General features: G+C 62.8%; 19 protein-coding genes and 2 pseudogenes. 12 read left to right on the top strand and 9 right to left on the bottom strand.

Annotation, left to right across the window (positions count from 1 at the left end; genetic code table 11):
• Positions 1-144: 144 nt before the first annotated feature.
• Positions 145-1,167: an LLM class flavin-dependent oxidoreductase gene (locus tag NXC14_RS13885; RefSeq protein WP_085778625.1), complete on the bottom strand. Its 1,023-nt coding sequence runs from the start codon at positions 1,165-1,167 to the stop codon at positions 145-147.
• Positions 1,168-1,440: 273 nt separating this feature from the next.
• Here NXC14_RS13885 and NXC14_RS13880 point away from each other — a divergent pair, with 273 nt between their 5' ends.
• On the top strand, positions 1,441-2,448 hold the full coding sequence (locus NXC14_RS13880; protein WP_085780116.1) for an SDR family oxidoreductase: 1,008 nt from the start codon (positions 1,441-1,443) through the stop codon (positions 2,446-2,448).
• A gap of 73 nt (positions 2,449-2,521) precedes the next feature.
• On the opposite strand, the pseudogene NXC14_RS13875 reads toward NXC14_RS13880, so the two are convergent.
• Positions 2,522-2,731: pseudogene (locus NXC14_RS13875) on the bottom strand (hypothetical protein); the annotation flags it as partial.
• A gap of 17 nt (positions 2,732-2,748) precedes the next feature.
• Entirely contained in the window at positions 2,749-3,546 is a 798-nt protein-coding gene (locus tag NXC14_RS13870; RefSeq protein WP_085778624.1) for a thioredoxin family protein, read from the bottom strand.
• A gap of 113 nt (positions 3,547-3,659) precedes the next feature.
• Between NXC14_RS13870 and NXC14_RS13865 the strand changes: the two genes are divergently transcribed.
• Both NXC14_RS13865 and NXC14_RS13860 read left to right on the top strand, forming a co-directional pair.
• The gene (locus NXC14_RS13865; protein WP_085778623.1) at positions 3,660-4,880 is read left to right on the top strand and encodes a helix-turn-helix domain-containing protein; all 1,221 of its coding nucleotides are present in this window, start codon (positions 3,660-3,662) and stop codon (positions 4,878-4,880) included.
• A gap of 27 nt (positions 4,881-4,907) precedes the next feature.
• A complete protein-coding gene (locus NXC14_RS13860; protein ID WP_085778622.1) occupies positions 4,908-5,537 on the top strand; it encodes a PQQ-binding-like beta-propeller repeat protein in 630 nt (209 codons plus the stop codon).
• A gap of 282 nt (positions 5,538-5,819) precedes the next feature.
• Here NXC14_RS13860 and NXC14_RS13855 read toward each other — a convergent pair whose 3' ends face one another.
• A complete protein-coding gene (locus NXC14_RS13855) occupies positions 5,820-6,353 on the bottom strand; it encodes a GNAT family N-acetyltransferase (RefSeq protein ID WP_245362098.1) in 534 nt (177 codons plus the stop codon).
• Positions 6,354-6,453: 100 nt separating this feature from the next.
• On the opposite strand from NXC14_RS13855, the pseudogene NXC14_RS13850 reads away from it, so the two are divergent.
• Positions 6,454-7,689 (top strand): annotated as a pseudogene (locus NXC14_RS13850) (HAMP domain-containing sensor histidine kinase); the annotation flags it as partial.
• A 10-nt stretch (positions 7,690-7,699) separates the two neighbouring features.
• Positions 7,700-8,101, top strand: coding sequence for a response regulator (locus NXC14_RS13845; protein ID WP_085778621.1), 402 nt, complete (start codon positions 7,700-7,702; stop codon positions 8,099-8,101).
• 280 nt (positions 8,102-8,381) lie between these two features.
• On the opposite strand, the gene NXC14_RS13840 is transcribed toward NXC14_RS13845, so the two are convergent.
• The gene (locus NXC14_RS13840; RefSeq protein WP_085778620.1) at positions 8,382-9,803 is read right to left on the bottom strand and encodes a PLP-dependent aminotransferase family protein; all 1,422 of its coding nucleotides are present in this window, start codon (positions 9,801-9,803) and stop codon (positions 8,382-8,384) included.
• A gap of 180 nt (positions 9,804-9,983) precedes the next feature.
• Between NXC14_RS13840 and NXC14_RS13835 the strand changes: the two genes are divergently transcribed.
• Entirely contained in the window at positions 9,984-10,847 is an 864-nt protein-coding gene (locus NXC14_RS13835; RefSeq protein WP_085780114.1) for a DMT family transporter, read from the top strand.
• A 173-nt stretch (positions 10,848-11,020) separates the two neighbouring features.
• Positions 11,021-11,470, top strand: coding sequence for a DUF4168 domain-containing protein (locus NXC14_RS13830; protein WP_085780113.1), 450 nt, complete (start codon positions 11,021-11,023; stop codon positions 11,468-11,470).
• A gap of 152 nt (positions 11,471-11,622) precedes the next feature.
• Here NXC14_RS13830 and NXC14_RS13825 read toward each other — a convergent pair whose 3' ends face one another.
• The 3 genes from NXC14_RS13825 to NXC14_RS13815 form a co-directional block, all read right to left on the bottom strand.
• Positions 11,623-12,009, bottom strand: a complete 387-nt coding sequence (locus NXC14_RS13825; protein ID WP_085780112.1) for a cupin domain-containing protein — start codon at positions 12,007-12,009, stop codon at positions 11,623-11,625.
• A 150-nt stretch (positions 12,010-12,159) separates the two neighbouring features.
• Positions 12,160-12,426 (bottom strand): DUF2277 domain-containing protein, encoded by a 267-nt coding sequence (locus NXC14_RS13820; protein WP_085778619.1) that lies wholly within the window; start codon positions 12,424-12,426, stop codon positions 12,160-12,162.
• Positions 12,427-12,794: 368 nt separating this feature from the next.
• Positions 12,795-14,006: an ROK family protein gene (locus NXC14_RS13815; protein WP_085778618.1), complete on the bottom strand. Its 1,212-nt coding sequence runs from the start codon at positions 14,004-14,006 to the stop codon at positions 12,795-12,797.
• Positions 14,007-14,201: 195 nt separating this feature from the next.
• Here NXC14_RS13815 and NXC14_RS13810 point away from each other — a divergent pair, with 195 nt between their 5' ends.
• From NXC14_RS13810 to NXC14_RS13790, 5 genes are all read left to right on the top strand, one after another.
• Positions 14,202-15,476: an ABC transporter substrate-binding protein gene (locus NXC14_RS13810; RefSeq protein ID WP_085778617.1), complete on the top strand. Its 1,275-nt coding sequence runs from the start codon at positions 14,202-14,204 to the stop codon at positions 15,474-15,476.
• Between the two features lie 346 nt (positions 15,477-15,822).
• The gene (locus tag NXC14_RS13805; protein WP_085778616.1) at positions 15,823-16,707 is read left to right on the top strand and encodes a sugar ABC transporter permease; all 885 of its coding nucleotides are present in this window, start codon (positions 15,823-15,825) and stop codon (positions 16,705-16,707) included.
• Entirely contained in the window at positions 16,707-17,558 is an 852-nt protein-coding gene (locus tag NXC14_RS13800; protein WP_085778615.1) for a carbohydrate ABC transporter permease, read from the top strand. The genes NXC14_RS13805 and NXC14_RS13800 overlap by 1 nt, the downstream gene beginning before the upstream one ends.
• Before the next feature lie 37 nt (positions 17,559-17,595).
• Entirely contained in the window at positions 17,596-18,741 is a 1,146-nt protein-coding gene (ugpC, locus tag NXC14_RS13795) for a sn-glycerol-3-phosphate ABC transporter ATP-binding protein UgpC (RefSeq protein ID WP_085778614.1), read from the top strand.
• A gap of 17 nt (positions 18,742-18,758) precedes the next feature.
• Positions 18,759-20,891: a beta-galactosidase gene (locus tag NXC14_RS13790; protein WP_085778613.1), complete on the top strand. Its 2,133-nt coding sequence runs from the start codon at positions 18,759-18,761 to the stop codon at positions 20,889-20,891.
• 421 nt (positions 20,892-21,312) lie between these two features.
• Here the strand turns inward: NXC14_RS13790 and NXC14_RS13785 are convergent, their stop codons facing one another.
• The gene (locus NXC14_RS13785) at positions 21,313-23,781 is read right to left on the bottom strand and encodes an adenylate/guanylate cyclase domain-containing protein (RefSeq protein ID WP_085778612.1); all 2,469 of its coding nucleotides are present in this window, start codon (positions 23,779-23,781) and stop codon (positions 21,313-21,315) included.
• Between the last annotated feature and the right edge of the window lie 41 nt (positions 23,782-23,822).

The following is a 23,822-nucleotide window of genomic DNA, read 5'->3' as shown; positions in this document are numbered from 1 at the left end:
CGCGACGTGACCGATTCAAGGCTCGCATCATCAACGCCGACCGCGCCAGTTAGGTCCCGGACGCATCGAAATGATGCCGGCCAACGACAGCTGCCGTTTCGCATTACTACAGCGCATATCGAAGGCTCGCGCCAAGCCTCGCCGTCAGCGCCAGCCGAGCGCCGGAGCGACGTGAGCGAGGATCGCCTCGATGACGTGGGCGTTGTAGTCGACGCCGAGCTGGTTGGGTACGGTGAGCAGCAGTGTGTCTGCCTCAGCAATCGCCTCGTCTTCCGCAAGCTGCTTGACGAGCACGTCAGGTTCGGCAGCGTAGCTGCGGCCGAAGATCGCCCGCGTCTTCTCGTCGATGAAGCCGATCTTGTCGCCTTCGTCGTTGCCGTAGCCGAAATAGGCGCGGTCTCGGTCGTCGACCAGCGCGAAAATGCTGCGGCTGACAGAGACGCGCGGCTGGCGCGTATGGCCGGCCGCCTTCCAGGCCTCGCGATAGGCGCGGATCTGGGCCGCCTGCTGGACGTGGAAGGGCTCGCCCGTCTCGTCGTCCTTCAGCGTCGAGCTCTGCAGGTTCATGCCGAGCTTGGCCGCCCAGACGGCGGTGGCATTGGAGCTTGCGCCCCACCAGATCCGCTCGCGCAGGCCTTCCGAATGCGGCTCGAGACGCAGGAGGCCGGGCGGGTTCGGAAACATCGGCCGCGGGTTCGGTTTGGCGAAGCCTTCGCCGCGCAGCACTTCGAGGAAGACTTCGGCATGATGCCTGGCCATGTCGGCCTCGCTCTGGCCTTCCGGCGGCGCATAGCCGAAATGGCGCCAGCCATCGATCACCTGCTCCGGCGAGCCGCGGCTGATGCCGAGTTGCAGCCGCCCGCCGGCGATGAGATCGGCCGCACCGGCATCCTCGGCCATATAAAGCGGGTTCTCATAGCGCATGTCGATAACCGCCGTGCCGATCTCGATCCGGCTGGTCTTGGCGCCGACGGCGGCAAGCAGCGGAAAGGGCGCGGCGAGCTGCCGGGCGAAATGGTGCACGCGGAAATAAGCGCCATCGGCGCCGAGCTCCTCGGCCGCAACGGCAAGGTCGATCGACTGCAGCAGCGCATCACCTGCCGAGCGCGTCTGCGATTGGGGCGAGGGCGTCCAGTGCCCGAACGAGAGAAAACCGATCTTCTTCATGGCGCGCCTTTTATCCGTTGCATCTCTTGGTGGATTGGTCATCGCATAGTTTCGGTGCGCAAGACAATCGTAACCGGATGGAACCTGCGCTTGGCCGGCGACTCTTGCAGAAGCGGGATGCGAGACAATGCCCGCAAATATCGGGAAATGAGTCGCTTTTCCCGGGCCGAGTATGCAGGCAGCGGTCGTCATTCGGGAACTCCGCTTTCACGGAGGTGTTTGATGGATGCGCCTGTGGCGCCGGCGCTTTCCCCAGGACAGAGAGGCGGAACGATGTCTATCAATCTCGAAAATGCAGTGGTCGTCATTACGGGAGCATCGAGCGGCATCGGTCAGGCCACTGCCGAGGCCTTCGCTCGGCGCGGAAGCAGGCTGGTGCTCGCGGCCCGCAACGGCGAGGCCTTGGAAAAGGTTGCCGAGACGTGCCGGGGTCTGGGTGCGGAGGCGATTTCCGTTGTTACTGACGTCACCGAGCCTGCTGCCGTGCGGTCGCTGGCCGACAGGGCAAAGGCTCTCGGCGATATCGACGTCTGGGTGAGCAATGTCGGCGTCGGCGCGGTCGGTCGGTTCGAGGAGACGCCGATCGAGGCGCATGAGCAGATCATCCGCACCAATCTGATCGGCCACATGAACGATGCCCATGCGGTGCTGCCGATCTTCTTGAAGCAGGACCGGGGCGTCTTTATCAACATGATTTCGCTCGGCGGCTTTGCGGCGGCACCGTTCGCGGCCGCCTATAGCGCCAGCAAATTCGGCCTGCGCGGCTTCTCCGAGGCGCTGCGGGCGGAGGTTGCCGACAAGCCGCGCATTCATGTCTGCGACGTCTATCCCGCCTTCGTCGATACGCCTGGCCTCAGGCACGGCGCCAATTATGTCGGCCGCCAGGTTTCCGCGCCGCCGCCGGTTCTCGATGCGCGCCGGGTCGCCGAGGCGATCGTCGGCGTCGCCAGATCGCCACGCGCAACCACCACCGTCGGCGTGGTCACAACTGCGACGCGGCTCGCCCATCTGCTGGCACCCAATCTCGCCGCCAGAGCGCTCGGCCGGCTGATGGGCGCCTATTTCAAGCGGGCGCCGCGCGCCGTCGAAAGCGACGGCAATCTCTACCGGCCCTCCACCGACGCCGCCCAGATCGATGGTGGGCTGCGATCGCCGCACCGGTATTCGGCGCCGCTCCTTTTCGGTCTGGTCGCGGTTGTTGTGCTCGCGCTTGCGGCTGCCGGGCCAAGGAGGTACCCACGCCGGCGGCTGGCTTCGGGCAACCGGCCTCGGTTTTGGTAGGGGTCGGGTGGTGCAGATGCTGGATGTTTATACGCGTTCCGTGCGGCATAAACCGACGGGAGGCGTCGAACCATCATCTGCGCCCCAAGCCCTCCCTGCTGGCGAGCCGCAGCCACGGACCCAGATGAAAGGCGCTCATCAGCAGGTACATCGGCATCATTCCGCCGACAGGGAAGGCACTGGGCGTGGTCATGCAGATCATGTCGGGGGTGCCGGTTGCCGCCGTCAGCACCGCCATAATGGCGAATGTCGGAGCGGAGGCAAGCGACAGGTAATCGGCGGCGGAGGAGGACATGACAGTCACTCCTTGCCGTAGCGGTCGTGATGGCGCCACCAGATGCCGGTTTCGTTGCGGCCCTTCGGGGCACGGTCGAGCCATTGGTACATGCCCCAGAGCCCGTCCAGCCCGCGCGCATAGCTCGAATAGCTGTGGTAGACGACGCCGTCGATGAGTTCGAAGGCGCTGACGCCGGGGCGGTCGCGGGTGTAGGTAGGGACGTCGGTGCCGGTCATCGAAGCGATCTGGACGATGGGTTCGTCGCTGCCGCGCGACTGCCATTCCGGCACGGGCTTGCCAGTTGGCGGTTCGGGGGCGGGCGGTTCGCGACGGTAGTTGTATTCGATCTCCCCGCGACGCTGTTGCTCCGGGCTGAACCAGACGCTGAAATCGGCGTTAAAATCGCTGCCGGCGGAGGAGGCCCAGGGGAAACTCCAGTCCATGCGCCGCTTGAAGGCCTCAAGCTTTGCGAGCGGCGCGCGCGAGACGGCCCAGAAGGCGACGTCGTGGTTTTCCAGGTGGACGAAGAAGCCGTTGAAGCCGTCGGCGATCGAGGAGCAGGAGGGGCATGCGGCGCTGTAATCCGGTCCGAACATGAAGTGATAGATCAGGAGCTGCGAACGCCCGCCGAACAGATCCTTCAGCGAAGCTTCGCCGCCTTCGGTATCGAAGCGGTAGTCCTTGTCGATCCTCACACGGGGCAATTGCTGGCGTTTGGCCGCCAGCGCATCGCTTTGCCGCGTCAGTTCCTTTTCCTCCTCGAGCAGATCAAGTCTCGCCGCCAGCCATTGCTCGCGGGTTGCGTTCAGCATTGCCGTCATGGTCTTCTCCTTTGCCTGTCTCTCGTCGTAACATCCGGCGCGGTTGCCTGCCGTTGAGCGAAGATTACGGCGGGAGGACAAATGCCGGGAGTGACAAGTGTGACGGGATTTGAATGGACTCGCTGATTACGGCCGCTGCACAGGCGCTGGCATCCGGCGATACGCTTGGAGCGCTGAAACGGGTGGCGCTGCGCGACGACGCGCCGGCGTTGGCGCTGCGCGGCATCGCCATGGCGCAGCTCGGAGATCTCATCCGCGCCAAGGCGCTGTTGAAGAGTGCCGCGCGCGCCTTCGGGCCGCGGGAGGCCGTGGCCCGCGCCCGCTGCGTCGTCGCCGAGGCCGAGATCGCACTCGTCTCGCGCGATCTCACCTGGCCGCCGAAGGCGCTGGAGGCGGCGCGCAAGGTTCTGGAAGCGCATGGCGACCGGATCAACGCCGCCCATGCCGGTAATATCGCCATTCGCCGGCTGATGCTGATCGGCCGCCTCGACGAAGCCGAGCAGGCGCTGGCTGCGCTCGACCCGACGCCGCTGCCGCCGCCATTGCGGACCGCCCATGAACTTGTCGCGGCCGGCATCGCCGTTCGGCGCCTGCGCACGCAGGTGGCGCGCGCAGCACTCGAACGGGCACAGCTTGCGGCCGAGCGGGCGAATATGCCCGTGCTGGCGGCGGAGGTCGAAGCCGCTGGACATGTGCTCGATCTGCCTGCGGCGCGGCTGGTTTCGCGTGGGCATGACCGGCCGCTGCTGCTTGCCGAGGTGGAGGCGCTCTTTTCAAATGGCACGCTCGTCGTCGACGCCTGCCGCCATGTCGTGCGCGCGGGCGGTGCGGTGGTGCCGCTGGCGAGCCGGCCAGTGCTTTTCGCGCTTGCCCGTGCGCTTGTCGAAGCCTGGCCGGCAGATGTGTCGCGGGGAGCGTTGATCGCACGCGCCTTCCGCGGCAAGCATGCCGATGAATCGCATCGCGCCCGGCTGCGCGTCGAGATCGGCCGGCTGCGCGCGGAACTAGCCGGCCTGGCGGAAGTCTCGGCTACCAAGCGCGGTTTTGCCCTTTCCCCTGCCGGCGCTTCTGAGGTTGCCGTGCTTGCGCCGCTCGTCGAAGGGCCGCATGCGGCGGTGCTCGCTTTCCTCGCCGATGGCGAAGCGTGGTCGAGTTCGGCGCTGGCAATCGCGCTCGGCACCAGTCCGCGCACCGTGCAGCGGGCGCTGGATGCGCTCGCTGGCGAGGAGAAGGTGCAAGCGATCGGACGCGGGCGGGCACGCCGCTGGATGAGCCCGCCGCTCTCCTCTTTCCCGACGATCTTGTTACTCCCGGGACCACTGCCGAGCGACTAGTATGGGTCAACCGACATGGAGGAAGACATGAAGACATCGGCTGCGACCATTCTGCGTGAATATGGACCCTTTCCGGGTGCTGAGCGCGTTCACGGCGTCACCTTTGACGGCCGGCATGTCTGGTTCGCCTCAGGCGACAGGCTGAACGCGCTCGATCCCGAAAGCGGTGAGGTGGTGCGGTCAATCGAGGTCGCCTCCCATGCCGGCACGGCCTTCGACGGCGAGTTCCTCTATCAGATCGCCGAGGATGTCATTCACAAGATCAACCCCAAGACCGGCCAGATCCTTTCCACCATCCCGGCCCCCGGCAATGGCGGCGATTCCGGCCTTGCCTGGGCCGAGGGTACGCTCTGGGTCGGCCAGCATCGCGGCCGCAGGATCCATCAAATCGATCCCGAAACCGGCAAGATCCTGCGCACCATCGAATCCAACCGCGTCGTCACAGGCGTCACCTGGGTCGACGGCCAGCTCTGGCACGGGACCTGGGAGGGCGACGACAGCGACGTCAGGCGCATCGATCCGCAGACGGGCGAGGTGCTGGAGCGGCTCGACATGCCCGAAGGCGCCGGCGTCTCGGGGCTGGAATCCGACGGCGCAGGCTGCTTCTTCTGTGGCGGAGGCAATAGCGGCAAGATCCGCGCCGTGCGCCGGCCATGAGCGCTGCGCCGCCGGGCGCGGGTGCTGCTCCTTAAAAGAAGGAGCTTTGGCGCGATATCCGTCTGCTTTAGCTTCAGGCGCGGCATTCCCCCGAGCCCCTCATGCTGAGGTGCGCAGCCCTTAGGGCGGAGCCTCGAAGCACGCGCCCAAACGCTGCTCCTTGCCGCCCCCGTCGCCAGCACGTCCACATTCGCCGTTGCGGCCCCGGGGGATGAGGCTCTCTTGAGTGCCGGCACCAACCAATTGATTATGCGGAAACAAAATCGCTGAGAATACGCCGGTTTATGCAGACCCATCATCTTTGAATAAAAGCGCCATTCCGATCGCATCGATGAACCGACCATCGATGCGCGCGGCGCGACGGATTATGCCTTCGCGCACGAAGCCCAGTTTTTCATAGAGTGCGATGGCACGGCTATTGTCCTCGTACACATCGAGTTCGATCCTGATAAAACCAGCTTTCCGCGCGGCTCTCAAAGTCATTTCGATGAGCTTCCGTCCAAGACCCTGGCCGCGATAGGCGGGAAGAATCCCCATGCCGAGCTTTCCGCGATGAGCGTGGGACGGGAAGAAATGCCGGCTGATGTCGCACCAGCCGACGACCTCTTCGCCAATCACGGCAACGAATTGCGGATTGCCCTTTGCGATCATGCCCATTACGAACTCACGCGTCTGAGGCAGGGGCGTGGCTTCCAGCATAGATAGGTACTTTTTCTCCCGCGCAACCACGTCGAGGGCGCGATGAAAACTGTCGATATGCGCAGCAGTGATCGGTTCGACGCTGATGCCTGACGTTTTGGGTGTCGTTGCGGCCACAAGCTCTCCTTCGCAGACAGCGAGATATCCAAGACAGACATGTCGCGGACACGCACCGAAGCGCATAATTCACCGTCCGTCAACTTTTGCGTGTCAACCGCTTGGCCAGCTGGCCAGGGTACGCACGGTCATGATCGGCAACAGACCGGCGATAACAAGCGCGCGCCCCATTCTGCCGAGTTCGATAAGGATGCAAATCGAGGCGGGTAAGGAATTCATCGCCGTCTCTGTCAAGTTCATCGACGGAAAGGCTGCTGAAAGCGTCGCCCATTATGCGCGGCTGGAAGGATTGCATTTTTCTCCTTCGAAGGGTGACGGCGAGCGGGCGCAAGTGCCTGTCTTGTCTCATGACGGTGGGGTGGTCGGCTATCTCGTGTGGCAGCCGATCCGCCCGGGCTTCATGCTGCTTCAGCAGGTGGCGCCGGCGGGGCTCGGCTGTCTGGCCCTGCTGATCGCTGCGGTGTTCTGGCTCGGACGGGGATTGCATCGCACTTCGCTGACCCTGCTGGACAGTCAGGCCGAGCTCACCCGCCACCGCAACCATCTGGAAGAGATGGTGGCGGACCGAACGGCCGAAATCGAAAGGCAAAGGCAGGAGCTGGACCGCCTGCTGGTGCACGAACGCCAGGTGAATGCGCTGCAGCGCCAGTTCGTCGCCATGGCTTCGCACGAATTTCGAACGCCGCTTGCCATCATCGACGCGGCCGCCCAGCGGCTCTGCCGCTCGACGACCAACGTCAGCGGTGAGTATGTTCACGAAAAAGCCGGAGTGATCCGCAGCGCGGTGGTGCGCATGGTCGATCTCATGGAGAGCATCCTTGCCAGCGGCCGGCTCGAAACCGGAAAGATCATACTGAAGCGGAGCGAGGGTGATCTGAAAGTCTTGCTCATCACCTGCTGCGATCGACAGCGCGAGCTTAGCCTTTCGCATGTCTTTCATCTCGATCTCGAGCTCATACCTGGCATATTGACCTTCGACCGAAGCGCGATGGAGCAGGTCTTCACCAATCTGATTTCGAACGCCATCAAATATTCGCCCGATCAGCCTGATATTTATGTGCGCGCGCGGGTTGACGAGAAAATGGTGGAAATCACCATTACCGATAGCGGCATCGGCATGGACGCGGATGATCTGCCGAAACTGTTTCAACCTTATTATCGCGCCCGCAGCGCGACGGGCATTGCCGGAACCGGCCTTGGCCTCAACGTCGTCAAGCAGGTCGTCGAGCTCCACGGCGGCACCGTCGAGGTGACGAGCGAGCTTGGCAAGGGCACTACATTTGCCATTTCTCTGCCAATAGAATCTCTATTGTCGGATCAACAAGTCGCAGCTTAAGGAAGAGCTTATGGTTACAGTCCTGTGCATAGAAGACGAAGTCGAGATCCGGAATCTCCTCGTCGAAGAGTTGAACGAAGCGGGCTACAGGACGCTCGAGGCCTCGAACGGCGCAGAAGGCCTGGAAATGATCCTATCGAAATGGCCGGATATCGTCATCAGCGACATTTCCATGCCTGTTATGGATGGGCATCAGCTTCTGGCGGAAATCCAGATCAATCATCCGGAGCTCTCCAACATTCCCTTCATCATGCTGACGGCGCTGACAGACCGGGAAAACACGCTCGCCGGCCTGCGGGCCGGGGCGGCGGATTATCTGACGAAGCCGCTCGACTTCGACCTGCTGCTTGCCAAGCTGGAGGGCTGCGTGACGCGGCTGGAGAACGATAAGGCGCTCAATCGGTCGTTTTGATGGGTGGGCGAGACCAGCGCGTCCGAAATCGTTGGCTGATTCGATCGGCGTGCTGTGTGGCACCCCCTCTGGCCTGCCGGCTATCTCCCCCACAAGGGTGGAGATCGGCAGGAGGCCTGACCTTCGCGGATCACCAATGTTGCGCAGTTTGCGGCGTTATTGTTTGGGGAAACCGGCGCTTCCAGCCGATCTCCCTCATTGTGGGGGAGATGGCCGGCACTGCATGACCTTTCGGTCGCTCTGATGTCCTACCGTTTTTCCGAGGGATGTGTTGTAAGCTTTATCGTGCGGCCTTTCCCAACACGTCCCCCAACGCCGCAAACACTCTCTCATCCAGCGTCTGCGACACATTGAACCGCATGAAATTCGTCGCCGATTGCGACAGGCTGAACGCATTGCCCGGCGCCAGCACGATCCGCTTTTCCAACGCCGCCCGCGCGACATCAGCTGCGTCGAGGCCGTCCGGCAGTCGGCACCAGAGGAACATGCCGGCCTGGGGCTCAAGCCAGGGTTTTATCCCCGAACTTTTTAGGCGCGCGGAGACTTCGCTCATGACGCGCGCCAGCCGCTGCCTGAGCATTTCCATGTGTTTGCGGTAGCCGCCGTCGCTCAAGACGTTGAGCACCAGCTCGGCCGTCATCCGGCCGCCGCCGAAGGAAGTGGCGATCTTGAGGTCGGTGAGGCCCTCGATCCATTCGGGCCTGGTGGCGATGAAGCCGCAGCGGGCGGAGGCCGAAAGCGTTTTGGAAAAGCTGCCGATATGGATGACCCGCTCGAGCCCGTCGAAAGCGGCGAGGCGGGGCGCTGCCACATATTCGAAATCGGCGAAGATATCGTCCTCGACGATGGTGAGGTCGAACTGCTCGGCGCACTTCAGCACCCGGTGGGCCGTGACGGGAGAGAGTGTCGCGCCGGTGGGATTGTGGATGGCCGAGTTGGTGATGTAGAGCCGGGGTCGATGTTCGGCGAGCGTCTGTGCGAAGAGTTCGAGATCGGGGCCTGACGGTGTGTAGGGCACGCCGACGATCTTCGCCCGGTGGGCGCGCAGCAATGCGTGAAAGTTGAAGTAGCAGGGGTCGTCGACCAGCACCGTGTCGCCGGGTTCGAGCAGGAAACGGCAGAGAAGGTCGATGGCCTGCGTGCCAGACTCGGCGAGCAGGATCTGATCCGGCGAGGCCTCGATGCCACGCTCGCCCATGCGCCGCGAAATCAGCTGGCGCAGCGGCGGCAGACCGAGCGGCGAGCCGTAATCGGCAAGGGCCTTCCCCTCGGCGCGCGCAAGCGTTCTGAGTGCCCGGCGCACGCCCTCGCCGGGCAGCCAGGAGGGCGGCAGCCAGCCGCAGCCGGGCTTCAGATCGGCTTCATCCGCCTCCAGCGATTGCCGCGAAATCCAGAAGGGGTCGACGGCGCGGTCGAGCTTCGGTCCGGCCTCGGTCAGCGCGAAGGGGGCCGCTTGGTTGGCGACATAGAAGCCGGAGCCCGGCCGGGACATGATCGCGCCTTCGGCGACCAGGCGCTCATAGGCGTCGACAACGGTCGAAGTCGAGAGCTTCATGCTGGCTGCGAGGCCGCGCACCGAGGGCAGCCTTGCCCCTGGCGTCAGGCTGCGACCGGCAATGCGCTGCCGGATCGTCGTCATCACCATCTCGACGCGCGTGCGTCCCGCTATCTCTTCGTTCATCCGTACTGCCTTTTGAACCATAACAGTTTTGCAAAATCGTATCAGACCGTCACTGTCGTGGCTATCGGTTTTGGCGGATAAGACTGGACGGCCCGTTCTTGCGAATTCGATTCAACTAACGCGCCTCAGGTTATTGTTTATGCATGCCGTTCTCTCAAGGCCGCAGGGTTTCGACGGCATGTGTCTCGGAAGGAATGCATGATGGAGCGAATGACGGCAGGGTGGGTCAATGGTTTGATCGGTGTGGTGATCTTCAGCGGTTCGCTGCCGGCGACGCGCTTGGCGGTGGCGCAATTCGATCCCGTCTTCCTGACCGTTGCGCGCGCGGCGATCGCCGGGCTGCTGGCGCTCTGCCTGCTGATCGTCTTTCGTGAGAAGCGGCCGGCCGGGCGCGATATCCTCTCGCTCGCCGTTGTCGCGCTCGGCGTCGTGATGGGCTTTCCGCTGCTGACCGCGCTGGCGCTGCAGCATGTCACGTCAGCCCATTCGATCGTCTTCGTCGGTCTGCTGCCTCTTGCAACGGCCATCTTCGGCGTCATCCGCGGCGGTGAGCGGCCGAAGCCGGCCTTCTGGTTGTTCTCGGTTCTCGGCAGTACGCTCGTGGGGGGCTTTGCCCTGACGCAAGGCCTGACGGCCTCGCCGGTCGGCGACCTGCTGATGCTTGCGGCAATCCTTGCCTGCGGTCTCGGTTATGCCGAGGGCGGCAGGCTGTCGCGCACGCTCGGCGGCTGGCAGGTGATTTCCTGGGCGCTGGTCCTGTCGCTGCCGATCATGATCACCGTCGCGTTCATCTACCGGCCGGCAAGTTTCGCCGGAATAGAAACGCCGGCGCTCGTCGGACTTGCCTATGTCTCGCTGTTCTCGATGCTGATCGGCTTCATCTTCTGGTATCGCGGCCTCTCTCAGGGCGGCATCGCCGCCGTCGGCCAGTTGCAGTTGCTCCAGCCCTTCTTCGGTCTGGCGCTTGCCGCCACCCTGCTGCACGAGCCGGTGACGTGGGCCATGCTCGGCGTGACGGTCGCGGTCATTCTCTGCGTGATGGGCGCGCGGAAGTTCGCGAGGTAGTGGCTGCCTCAGGCCACAAAGCTGCCGCTCAATCGTCAGCAAATAGCCCTGTTGTCGCCGCACCGAGCCCTTTTCAGCCTTCATCGTTGCGACCTCGCCAGCCTTTTCTAGCGGCTGAGCGATCGACCGAGGCGGTCTTTGCTGCCGTCCAAATCACCGGAAAAGGAATGAAAATGATCACTCGTTACACATCCCTCGCAACGATGACAGCCGCGGTGTTCAGTCTGCTTGCTCTCAGCCCGGCATCCGCGACCGAGCTTGCCCAGGCACAACAGCAGCCGCCGGCACAGGGCCAGGCGCCCATGCAAGGACAGGGTGGTACCGGTGCGGCTTCCCCTGTCAGTGATCAGAAACTCGAGGCCTTTGCCGTTGCCTACGTGCAGGTCGATAAAGTCAGGCAGGAATATTCCGCCAAGATTGACGCGACGAAGGATCAGGCTTCGAAGCAGAAGCTGCAGGATGAAGCCAAGAAGCAGATGGTCGAAACCGTCCAGGCCTCTCCCGACATCTCCGTCGAGGAATATTCCTCGATCCTGACGGCCGCGCAAAGCGACCCGGCTCTCGCCAAGAAGGTTCTGGACAAGATCGGCACCCCGCCGCCGGCGCAGCCGCAGCAGCGATAGGCTTGTGCCTAAGGCCGCAGCGCCCGCCGTTTGTTCCGGGCGCTGCCTGGAAGCCGATTGCGGTTGCGGTTGGCGGAACTCCGGCATTTTCCTTAGAACGACACGAGGGACGGACGGAAACTTCAATCGCCCGTCCCAATCCTGACGTCATCTCACTTGGCGGGTACGACGAGCGCCTCATCCTTGCGTACAATATAAGTCGCCAATTCCGAGCCCATGCCGCTGCCGACGTTCTTTGCCGAATGCACCACGCCGGAGGGAATGAACAGCGACTGACCGGCCTTGAGCGTCACCGGCTCCCTGCCTTCGAGCTTGTATTCCAGCGTGCCCTCGAGAACGAAGGCGATCTCTTCGCCCGGATGCGAGTGGTTCGGCGCGAGAACGCCCGGGGCGATATCGACGCGCACCTGGACGACTTCGTGGCCCGGCACGTCTATATCGTTCTTGATGAGGTCGGTGCGCTCTATCGGCTGCTCCGCATGCGCTGCCGCAGCGCCGCCGAGAACGAAGGCGAGCGCCATGGCCTGGATCATTTTCATCGTGTCATCCTTCCTGAATTGACCGTTCCGGCTCGTTGGCCGCATCGCCATTTCAGTCGATGATTGAACCAGGCATGTGTCTGGAAACCTGCCTTTTTGTAAGCAAGTGTATCCGCGGACCCGACCGGGAGTCTGCAAGAGCGGGGTTTCCTACGCGAACCGCATCGCGGATCTCGCGCGCGCCTTCGCCGCTTCTTCCTCGCGATCGCGAGGCGGCTGAGACGTCTCCAATGAATCGAGCAGTTCGCGGGCGCAGGCAGCGATCGAACCCACCGCGCGTTCGAACGCGGCCTCATTGCGCTTCGACGGCTTGGTCGTGCCGCTGAGCTTGCGTACGAATTGGAGCGCGGCATCGTGAATCTCTTCGTTCGTCGCCGGCGGATCGAAATTGAACAGGGGTTTTATGTTTCGGCACATGGTTTGCTCACGTGATATCTCTTCGCCGCCGGAGGGCAGCGGCCTTGCATGAAAAGTAGTCGCGTGAGCGCGAAATGCAACGGGGCCTGGAAGATGGGCGGGAGAGAGGCGGTCACGGGGGGCCGGCCTTTTTCGCCGTGCCGTGTGGCACCCCCTATGCCCTGCCGGGCATCTCCCCCACAGGTGGGGAGATCGGATGGGCGCGATGGCTTCCCCAAGCAAAGACCGTATAGCTGCTGCGCTGCGGCGGTGAGGGAACGATGGTCCAACCTCTTGCCGATCTCCACCCTTGTGGGGGAGATGCCCGGCAGGGCAGAGGGGGTATGCCGTACCGCTCCCCGGCAAGGGAGATCCCGTCGCTCTCACCCTCAAGCCGCCGACGTCGAACCTCTCACGCCGAGTGTCGCAATATCCGTCACCCCGCCCGATGACTCGAAATCGAAGATCTTCTGCGTCACCAGCGCAGCCGCGCCCCTAGCCCAGGAGTTATCCTCCCAGTCGGGCAGCAGCGGCGGGGCGGTGCGGAAGGTGCGGGCGGCAAGCGCTTCGCGCAAGGGCGTGAGGAAGGGGTCTCCGAGCGAGACGGCTTCGCCGCCGGCGACGATGACTTCGGGGTCGGTGATGTTGACGAGGTTGGCGAGTGCGGTGCCGATCCCGCGGCCGGAATGGGCGACGAGGGCGGTGGCGGTGGCGTCGCCTGAGGCGAGCGCTTCGCGGAGTTCGGGGAGGCTGAGTTCCTCGCCGCGGCCGGTCGCCTCGCGCCAGCGGCGCAGCATCGAGAGTTCGGAGTGGTAGGCCATCAGGCAGCCGCGCTTGCCGCATTCGCAGAGGCGGCCGTTCTCCTCGAACAGCGTGTGGCCGAACTTGCCGGCAGCGCCATTGGCACCGCGATAGAGCTTGCCGTCGATGACGAGCGCACAGCTGATACCGACGCCGACGGCGAGCACGGCCATGTTGCGGTGCTGGCGGCCGAGGCCGAAGAGCTGCTGGGCGATGGCGTAAGCGTTGGTATCGTCTTCAAGCCAGACCGGCACGTGGACGCGGCTTGCGACGAGCGCGGCGAGGGGGACGTCGTCCCATTTGAAGCGGTGGCTGCGCACGCAGGCTGCTTGTTCGTGGTTGATGACGCCGGGCATGGAGATGCCGATGCCGGCGAGCTTGGCTTTCGGCCGGCCGGCGAGCTTCACCAGTTCGGGCACGGTGCCGGCGAGCAGGTCGGCGACATAATCCGGATCATGGCCCTCAAGGCCGACGCGCATGGCGGCGACGGGATTGGTGGCGAGATCGGTCGCCACGCATTCCACCGAATCCACCATCAGCTTGAAGCCGAGGGCGAGCGAATGCTCGTAATTGATCTCGACTGGGATCGGCCGGCGGCCGGCGAGGCCGGGCACGGCCTTGCCCTCGGTGACGATGCCTTCCTCCAGCAGGTCTGAAACGACGAAGGTGACGGCGGCCGGGCTCAAGCCGATCACCGTCGCGATATCGGCGCGGCTCCTCGGCCCTTCGCGGCGGAGAAGGTTGAGGATGAGGCGTCGGTTCATGGCTCTCGCCGTGGTCTGGTCGCCTTTCAGCTTCACGATGCATTCCTTAATTTTGTAAATTAATTATTGCGGGCTGAAAAGATCTATGCATAAGTTCCGCTGCGGATCAACTCAGCCAAGCGTTTTATCGCTGGAATTGGCGGGTGATCTCCGCGTTGCAAAACCTGGTCAGTCGTTCCACGGGGAAGGCGATGGCTGGGAGTTGTCGATCGATCAACTGGGAGGAATTCAATGGCATTTTTGAAGCAATTTCCGTCGACTACCCGCAGGCGCTTCCTAAAGGGTGCGGGCCTGGTTTCTGCCGCTGCCGTCACCGGCAGCTTCCCGATCCCGGCGATCGCGCAGGTCCAGGAGGTCACCATGATCTCCGACGAAAACAATGCAGCTGCGCTGGACGCGCTGAAGGCAATTGCTGCTGGCTTCAGCAAGGAAGCCGGCGTCAACGTCGTCATCAACAACATGGACCATGAGGCCCATAAAACGGCGATCCGCAACTATCTGGTCGCCGGCGCGCCCGATGTTTGCTCCTGGTTTTCGGGCAACCGCATGCGCGCCTTCGTCAAGCGCGGCCTGTTCGACGATATTTCCGATCTCGTCGAGAAGGAGAAATATAAGGACGTGCTCGGCGCGACCATCGGCGCCGTCACTGAAGACGGCAAACAATACGGGCTGCCCACCGGCGGCACGCTCTGGGGCATGTTCTACCGCAAGGATGTGTTCGAGCAGCATGGCCTGACGGTGCCGAAGACGGCCGAAGAATTCATGGCCTATGGCGACAAGTGCAAGACGGCGGGGATCACGCCGGTTGCGATGGGCACCAAGGAATTGTGGCCGGCGGCCGGCTGGTTCGACCAGATGAACCTGCGCATCAACGGCCTCGACAAGCATATGGCGCTGATGAACGGCGAGATGAGCTATCTCGATCCGGCGCTGACGGCGGTGTTCGACCAGTGGGAAGCGATGATCGGCAAAGGCTTCTTCACGCCGAACCACACCTCCTTCGGTTGGCAGGAGGCCGCCGCACTACTGGCACAGAAGAAGGCCGGCATGATGAACCTCGGCGCCTTCCTGCGTTCGGCCTTCACCGAAGCTGATCTGCCGCAGCTCGCTTACGCGACCTTCCCGGTGCTCGATGCCAAGATCGGCCATTTCGAGGAGTTCTCAGTCAATTCGATCCACATTCCCGCAAAGGCCAAGAACAAGCAGGGCGCACGCGAATTCCTCGCCTATTTCTATCGTCCGGAAAACCTGGCCACCTATCTGGAGCCGGGCGGCAACGTGCCGCCGCGCAACGACCTGCCGCCCAGCAACGATCCGCTCGTCAATATCGCTGTCGAGACGATGAAGACGGTGCAGGGCACCTCGCAATATTACGACCGCGACAGCGACCCGGACATGGCCCAGGCCGGCCTCGTCGGCTTCCAGGAATTCATGGCCAAGCCGGAACGGCGCAAGGCGATCCTGACGCGGCTCGAGGGGACCCGGAAGCGGATTTATAAGATCTGAGCTTGCTGCCGGACCGCGCTTTTTACTCGACGTCATCCTCGGCCTTGTGCTGCCTTGTGCCGAGGATCTGCTGCCCTATCGGTTCGGGGTTAGATGCTCGGGACAAGCCCGAGCATGACGAAGGAGGGGTGGCAGGCTTTGCCAGCATACCGAGGGCGTCGCTTTACTCCCGGCGGCGCCCTCCCTCCACTCGACGTCATCCTCGGCCTTGTGCCGAGGATCTGCAGCGCATCGACGTGGTCAGATGCTCGGGACAAGCCCGAGCATGACGAAAGGAGGGGTTGGCGGGCTTTGACAGCGACCTTAGCGCAGAAAAGCTCATACGAATAACATGAGGGCTCCTGACATGCAGACATTATGGCGCCGCCAGCGGTGGTGGCTGACTCCGACTCTGCTCATCGCGCCTGCGATCGCGCTGTTCTTCACCGTCATCCTGCTGTCGGCGGTGCGCAGCGTCTGGATCAGCTTTCACGAGTGGGACGGTTTCGGGCCAATGGTCTGGATCGGGCTCGGCAATTACGTCGAGCTCTACAACGATCCGCAATTCTACGTGTCGCTGAAGAACAATCTGATCTGGCTGATCATGTTCATGGCAGCGCCGCCGATCGGGCTGTCGATCGCGCTCTTGGTCAACCAGAAAATCGCGGGCATGCGCTTTCTGAAGTCGCTGTTCTTCATTCCGCTGGTGCTGGCTTCGGTGACGGTGGGCGTCGTCTTCACCTGGGTCTATACGCCGGAGTTCGGGCTGCTGGCGCTGATCTTCCGCGCCTTCGGGGCGGTGGCGCCGGCGGTGCTTTCCGATGAGCATTTCGTCACTTTCGCGATCGTCATCGCCGCGCTCTGGCCGCAGATCACCTTCTGCATGGTGCTCTATCTCGCCGGCCTCAACAATCTGAGCGAAGAGCTGATCGGCGCCGGCCGGGTCGATGGGGCGAGGGGCTGGAACATGCTGCGCCATATCGTGCTGCCGCAACTCACCCAGGTCACTTTCATCGCCATTGCCGTCACGGTCGTCGGGGCGCTGCGCTCCTTCGACATGATCTCGGTGATGACCGCGGGCGGGCCGTTCGGCTCCTCCTCGGTGCTCGCATACCAGATGTACGAGCAGTCGATCTTTTCCTACCGCTTCGGCTACGGCGCAGCGATCGCCTCGGTGCTCTTCGTGATCATGGCCGTGTTCATCGCCTGGTATCTCACCCACATCATCCGCAGCGAAGAGAGGGGAGGCTGATGTATCCTCGTCCTATTCCGGAAACCGCGATCTGGCAGCGCCGCTTCTATGTGTTGGCCGTCGTCGTCGTGCTCATCCTCTGGCTCTGCCCGCTCTTTGCGATCGTCCTCACCTCCTTCCGCTCGACGGCCGATGTGATGGGCGGCAATCTCTGGGGCTGGCCGACCGAGATCGGCGTCATCGACAATTACAAGGCCGTCTTCACCGACACGCCGATGGCGCGCTATTTCCTCAACAGCCTGACGATCACCATTCCTTCGGTGATCGGCGTACTCGTCATGTCGACGCTCGCGGGCTTCGTGCTGTCACGCTACCGCTTTCGCGGTAACATGCTGATCTTCGCGCTCTTCGTCGGCGGCAATTTCCTGCCGCACCAGATCATGATGATCCCGGTGCGCGACCTGATGGTGCGCCTCGACCTGATCGATACGACGGTGGCGCTGATCATCTTCCACGTCGCCTTCCAGACCGGCTTTGCGACGCTCTTCATGCGCAATTTCATCGCGGCCCTTCCAGACGAGCTGTTCCAGGCGGCGCGCGCGGAAGGGGCGTCGCCCTTCCAGACGCTCATCCATGTGGTGATCCCGCTGGTGCGGCCGGCGCTGGCGGCGCTTGCCATCCTGATCTTCACCTTCGTCTGGAACGATTATTTTTGGGCCGTGGTGCTGACCGTCAGCGACAGCGTCAAGCCGGTGACGGCGGGCCTTGCCAATCTGCGCGGCGAGTGGGTCTCGGCCTGGAACCTCGTTTCGGCAGGCACAATCGTCGTCGCCGTGCCGCCCGTCGTGATGTTCTTCCTGATGCAGCGGCATTTCATCGCCGGCCTCACCATGGGCGCGGTGAAGGGATGAGTCGGCGTCTTCCGTTTCAACAAGAGAGGGCCAGGATATGACCAGTCTCGAACTTCGTGCGATCAACAAGAATTATGCCGCCTATCATGCGCTGCGCGGCATCGATCTTTCCGTGGCGCAGGGCGAATTCATCGTCATGGTCGGGCCATCCGGCTGCGGCAAGTCCACGCTCTTGAAGAGCATTGCCGGGCTGGAGGCGATCTCTTCTGGCCAGATCCTGATCAACGGCCGCGATGTCAGCAAGCAGGAGCCGGGCGATCGCGGCATCGCCATGGTGTTCCAGTCCTATGCGCTCTATCCGCATATGACGGTGGCGGAGAATATGGGCTTCGGCCTGAGGATGGCGAAGCGCCCCAAGGCCGAGATCGATGCGGCGGTCGCCCGCGCCGCCAAGATCCTGCGCATCGACGACCAGCTGGAGAAGCGGCCGAAGCAGCTTTCCGGCGGCCAGCGCCAGCGCGTGGCGATCGGCCGGGCGATAACCCGTTCGCCCGAGGTCTTCCTGTTCGACGAGCCGCTGTCTAATCTCGATGCGGCGCTGCGCACCCAGATGCGCGTCGAACTCAGCAGTCTGCATGCCGAGCTTGGCGCCACCATGGTCTATGTCACCCACGACCAGGTGGAGGCGATGACCATGGCAAGCCGCATCGTCGTGTTGAACAAGGGGATCATCGAGCAGGTCGGCTCGCCGCTGGAGCTTTACCGCAACCCCGACAATCTTTTCGTCGCCGGCTTCCTCGGCGCCCCAAGGATGAATTTCCTCGGCGTTACCATCGACGCCGTCGCCGGCCGCAGCGTCACGGTTTCGGCGCCCGGCCTTTCGCCGCTGACGGTGGAGCTTGCCCAGCCGACCGCGCTTTCGAAGGGCACCGGGCTGACGCTCGGCGTGCGGCCGGAGGCGATCTCGGTGGTCGTCGAGGGCAGTGGGGACGGGGCCATGCATGGCGAGGTCCGCCTCGTCGAGCATCTCGGCCGCGAGACCATTCTCTATGTCGATGCCGGCAATCTCCGCACCATCGCGTCGGAAAGCGGCACCGGCAACATCACCGCGCAGCTCTCCTACGTCGCGCCCTTTGCCGCCGGGCAGAAGGTGGCGCTGAAGCTCGATGCGAACGAGCTCTATCTCTTCTCCCCCGATGGCGGCCGCACGATCAGCGCCCGCAAGACGATCCTCGACAAGTAATTAGGAAAGAACCGCCCGTGTCCGACAAGACCCTCTCCGCATGGAACACCGTCAAGACCGACCGCTTCCTCGTCGGTGTGCCGCATTATCCCGAGCATGTCGACGAAAGCTATTGGGAGCGCGATGCCGAGCGCATGGCGAAAGCCGGCTTCAACGTCGTGCGCATGGCCGAATTCGCCTGGCACATTCTGGAGCCGAAGCTCGGCACCTATGATTTCGATCTCTTCGACCGCGCCATATCAATCCTCGGGCGTCACGGCATCGACACGATCATGTGCACGCCGACCGCCACGCCGCCGCGCTGGCTGACGGCGGCCCACCCCGAAATTCTAAGGGTCGACGGCAAGGGCCGGCCGATGAGCCACGGCTCGCGCCAGCATTGCGACACGGCAAGCCCGGTCTTCCGCGAACATAGCAAGCGCATCACCTGGGCGATGGCCGAGCACTACCGCGACAATCCTTTCGTCGTCGGCTGGCAGACGGATAACGAGCTGAACACCAGCATGCCGGAGAGCTTTTCCCAGGCGACGCTCAGCGAATTCCAGGCCTTCCTCGCCGATAAATACCGCGAAATATCAAAGCTCAACGCCGCCTGGGGCGGCGATTTCTGGGCGACGGCCTATGACAGTTTCGAACAGGTGGTGCTGCCGATCGAATTCGGCCCGACCTTTCCGAGCCCCGGCCATCTGCAGGATTACCACCGCTTCCTCGCCTTCTCCACCGCGCGCTTCCAGCACGACCAGGTGGAGATCCTCAGGGATGTGAAACCTTCCTGGTTCGTCTTCCACAATCTCGGCGGCTTGAGGGATATCGATTTCCGCGGCCAGTTCAGCAAGGATCTCGATTTCGTCGGCTACGACATCTATCCCATGCTCTATGACGAGTTCATGCGGCTCGGCAACCACGCCAAGGTGCAGGCGCTGCACCTCGATATCTGCCGCGGCTTTTCCGGCAATTACATCGTGCCCGAGCAGCAATCGGGCTTCGGCAGCCAGCCGGGCTTCTGCACGCTGACGCCGGAGCCGGGCGAACTGCGCCGCATGGCGCTCTCCTCGGTCGCGCACGGCGCTGACGGCCTGATGTTCTTCCGCTGGCGGCCCGCCCATTTTGGCGCCGAGATCTATTGGATGGGCATCATCGACCATGATGATATCGGCCGCCATCGCTATGAGGAGGCTACGCGCTTCGCGACCGAGATGACGGCGCTGAAAGACAAGATCCTCGGCACCTATGTCCGCATGGATGTCGGCATCGCCGGCTCCGATTTCGACAATCAGGAAGCCCACAAGACCTATCCGATCGGCCTGCCGAGCCCGCAGGACGACGCGATCCTGCTGCATCAATATTGCTACGACCGCGGCATCGCCTGCGGCTTCATCCATCCGGAGGACGATCTTTCCAAGCTGAAGCTCTTCTATGTGCCCCATTGGGTGATGTGGAAGGACGAATGGACGGCGAGGCTCGAAGCTTTCGCCGCGTCCGGCGGCACCGTCGTCATCGGCGCGCGCACGGGCACCCGCACGCAAGACAATCACGTCATCCGCGAAACCGCGCCCGGCACCGCGCTTTCTAGGCTGACCGGTGTCCGCGTCGAAGATTTCGGACGTCTCGCCGCCCCCGGCGCCAACGGCCTCTTCGACGTGATGGAGCGCTCCGGCGGTCTCGTCATCCCGCCGAACAAGCCGGCCGAAAGCCATCGCCGCCAACGCCGCTTCAAGATCGGCAATCGCGAAATGACCGCCGGTCATTTCTACGAAAACCTCACCATCGATCCCGACGTCGAAGTTATCGCAGCCTGGTCCAACCGCTACGCCGAAGGCCAGCCGATGGCGACCTCCCGCAAGGTCGGCAAGGGACAGGTGGTCTATCTCGGGACGTATCTCACGCCCGAGTTGACCGAGGCGCTGACGGAGCGGCTGTTCGCGCCGGCGGGTGTGGAGCCGCTGGTTGGTGGGCTGCCGGAGGGCGTGGAGGTGACGATGCGAATGAACGACGAACGGCGGCTGCTGTTTGTGCAGAATTATATGGATCAGGCGGTGACGGTGGATGGCGTGCCTGCCGGGCGGGATCTACTGGATGGGGAGAAGATGGTGGTGGGGAGGCTGGAGCTTGAGGGGTATGGGTGTGCGATTGTGGAGGTGGAGGGGTGAGGGGCGGCGCCAACCATGAAGAAAGGTGTAGCGCGCGCTCTTTGCGCGCGGACGTCTGTGCAGAGTTGTAGCTCCGGTGGTAGTTCAAATTGAAGGAGCATTGGGATCGGATGCAATTCGCCGATTTCAACGGGCAGCGACTGTTGGGTCCGAGCTATCTCATTATTGAGAGACAAGGCTCCTTTGCGCCCCATAATGATCATCGAGTTACCGCTCGCTGTTGCTGCAAACCTGACATTGTGAAGTGACAACATGGGGTCGCAGTTTCGCCGACAGCAGTCCTTCGTCCTCGTCCGAATTCGGACGAATGACCGCGCCATTTCGTCGCCAAGCCAGCGTTGCAGGAGGTCGAGTTGCGAGCCCGAAGGCCGGTCAACGAGGGTGGTGCCTATGGGAGGCGACAGCGCGCGCGAACGGGAGCCTACGACCCGGGCTTGTGACAAAGTCGATCGAGCGTGTCTCGAAGTGCGGCGGCGGCCTGATCGCGCTCATCGGTAGACATAAGCTCGGGATCAGCTTCCAATCTCAGGTGCGGCAGTTCGGTCCGGACTGTAAGATGGCTGCGGATCAGGTTTTCCTTCAGATCGACCACGCGATAGGTGGCGACTGGATAGGCTATTCCCTTTACGTGGACATGCCCCAGTTCCTCACAGTCGATCATGTCCTTCACCTGTGCAAACGTCTCATAAGAAATGAGCACGGTGCCCGGCGCCGCTTCCTGCTCAAGGCGCGAGGCGAGATTCACGGCGCCGCCGATTATCGTGTAATCCATCCGGTCCTCGCTGCCGAAGTTGCCCACAGTGCAGTAGTCTGTGTGAATGCCAATGCGGCAGCGCAGCGGTGTTTCAATCCCGATATCGCGCCAGATTTCCCCAAGCTCGCTCATTCGCTTTTGCATGGCGAGAGCCATCTGCACGCAGGCGAGCGCGTCATTCTTGACGCCGCGGGTTTCCGGATCGCCGAAAAACATCAGGATGGCGTCTCCGACATACTTGTCGATCGTCGCGCCGTGATCTGAAGCAATCTTCGACATTTCAGTCAGGTAGTGATTGAGGAGTTGTGTGAGATCCTCGGATTCCATTTTGTCTGTGGTTTCGGTAAAGCCAGCGATATCGGAGAAGCATATCGTCAGCTTCTTCCGCTGGCTGGCGATCCTGACGTCCTGGCGGCCGGTGAATATGGAGTTGTACACTTGTGGCGCCAGGTATTTCGCCAGCTTGCTGGAAAGCGCCTCGAGAGCTGCGGATTTCTCGGCAAGATTTTCCTCCCGTTGCTTCAGCTCGGTGATATCAGAGTAGACGGCCACCGTGCCGCCAGCCGTGATCCGCCGCTCGCTAATCATGATCCATCGCCCGTCGCGACGCCGCTGCACCCACGTTTCACCAGGGTTGCGATGCCGCCAAAGCCGTTCGGCAACCCACTCCTCGACTCGCCCCTCAGCATCCTTGATGTAGCCGCCCTCAGCGGACCGGCGAATAATCTGCTCGAATGTCGTGCCGGGAATCAATTCCTCCAGGCCGGCGTACAACAGCTCGCGGTAGCGGCTATTGCTCAACACGAGCCTGTCCTCGCCATCGTACAGAGCGAATCCCTCGGAAATGCTCTCGATGGCATCCACAAGCCGCTGGCGCGCTTCCGCAACCTCGCGTAGGCTGTTTTCCTCCACCTCGACCGCAGTATCCCGGAACAGCCTGAGCGCCCCGGCCATGCGGCCGATTTCGTCGCGGCCTCCTACGGGCATCTGCGCATGCAAATTGCCGCCCGCGATTGCCAGCATGCTTTGGCTCACCTCTCCTAAGCGGGCGAGAAGGCTGCGGTCGACATAGAGCCAGACAACCAGAACCGAACTCAGCAGGCTTAGAAGGGCGGAGCCAAGGACAATGCCGGTGCCGTAGCGCCGGACGACCGAGGCTTCGAGGGCGGACGCGGCGATCTCATCGTTTGCCTTTGCAACCAGGCGATCGACGGCCGCGGTAAGGTCGCGCGATAGATGACTGTTTTCAGCCAAAAGCTGCTCCCCCTTTGCCAGGACAGCAAACTCGTCCTGTCGTACCTTCGGGATCCCGTTCTCACCCTCGGTCAGCGACTTCAACTCGTCCAACCGTTGTTGGAAGCGGGTCCGCAACTTTTCGTCGATCTCCGTGGAGACCGTTTCGAGTACGGCGAGCGACCGGCGCAGCGGAAACAGGATCAGCTTCAGATCTCCCGGCGTATGCACGTTGGCAGTCTTGACCAGCGCATCATTGACTGCTGAGATTTCCTGCTGCGCCCTCTGCTGGGGGATGTAGGCCGCGATTGCCTTGACCAGGTCGCTCGGCGCCGCAGCACGCGCGTTGGGTGGTGCAGCGGAATCAGCCGCCGCTGCGCGCCACTGGGGAACCTTCGAGTTCATCACGGCGATACCGGGCGCGATGAGACGCTGACTTGCAGTTGTCGTGTCCGATAAGCGGCGCAGCAACTCCGCCTTGCGCTGAACTATGGTAAGGCGAGCGGCGACAAGATCGTCGAGAGCGTCGAGGTTTCGTCGTAGACCAATCACCGCATGTTCGATTTCAGTCACCGCCGTCGCGTTGGCCGCGGTGCCTTTGAGTGCGGCGAGCAACTCTTCGAGACGCCCCATCTCGACTCCGATCGCAGCCGAGACCTCGTTGTGCTGAATCGTGCTGGTCGCCGCCAGCACGGACGGCGCGGTTGAGGCGACCCTCTCAGCCTGGCGCGACAGTTGGAGAGAGGCGAGCGCCGTCGGCACCCGTTCCTTGGTGATGCGATCGAGCACGTCGCCGACCTGAAGGAAGGCATAGAGAGCTGCGGCGGTCGCGAGCACTGCGAAGGTGCTGATGCCGAAGAAAGCGAGCAATAAGCGCCCTCGTATACCGACGCTTTCAAACATAGCGACAACTGCAAGGTCTTGCTTGCGCAGCCATTAAAGTC

This window comes from Rhizobium sp. NXC14 (genome assembly GCF_002117485.1).
Lineage (GTDB): Bacteria > Pseudomonadota > Alphaproteobacteria > Rhizobiales > Rhizobiaceae > Rhizobium.
The sequence above is the reverse complement of the archived record's forward strand: the minus strand, read 5'-3'. Positions and strand labels throughout refer to the sequence as shown.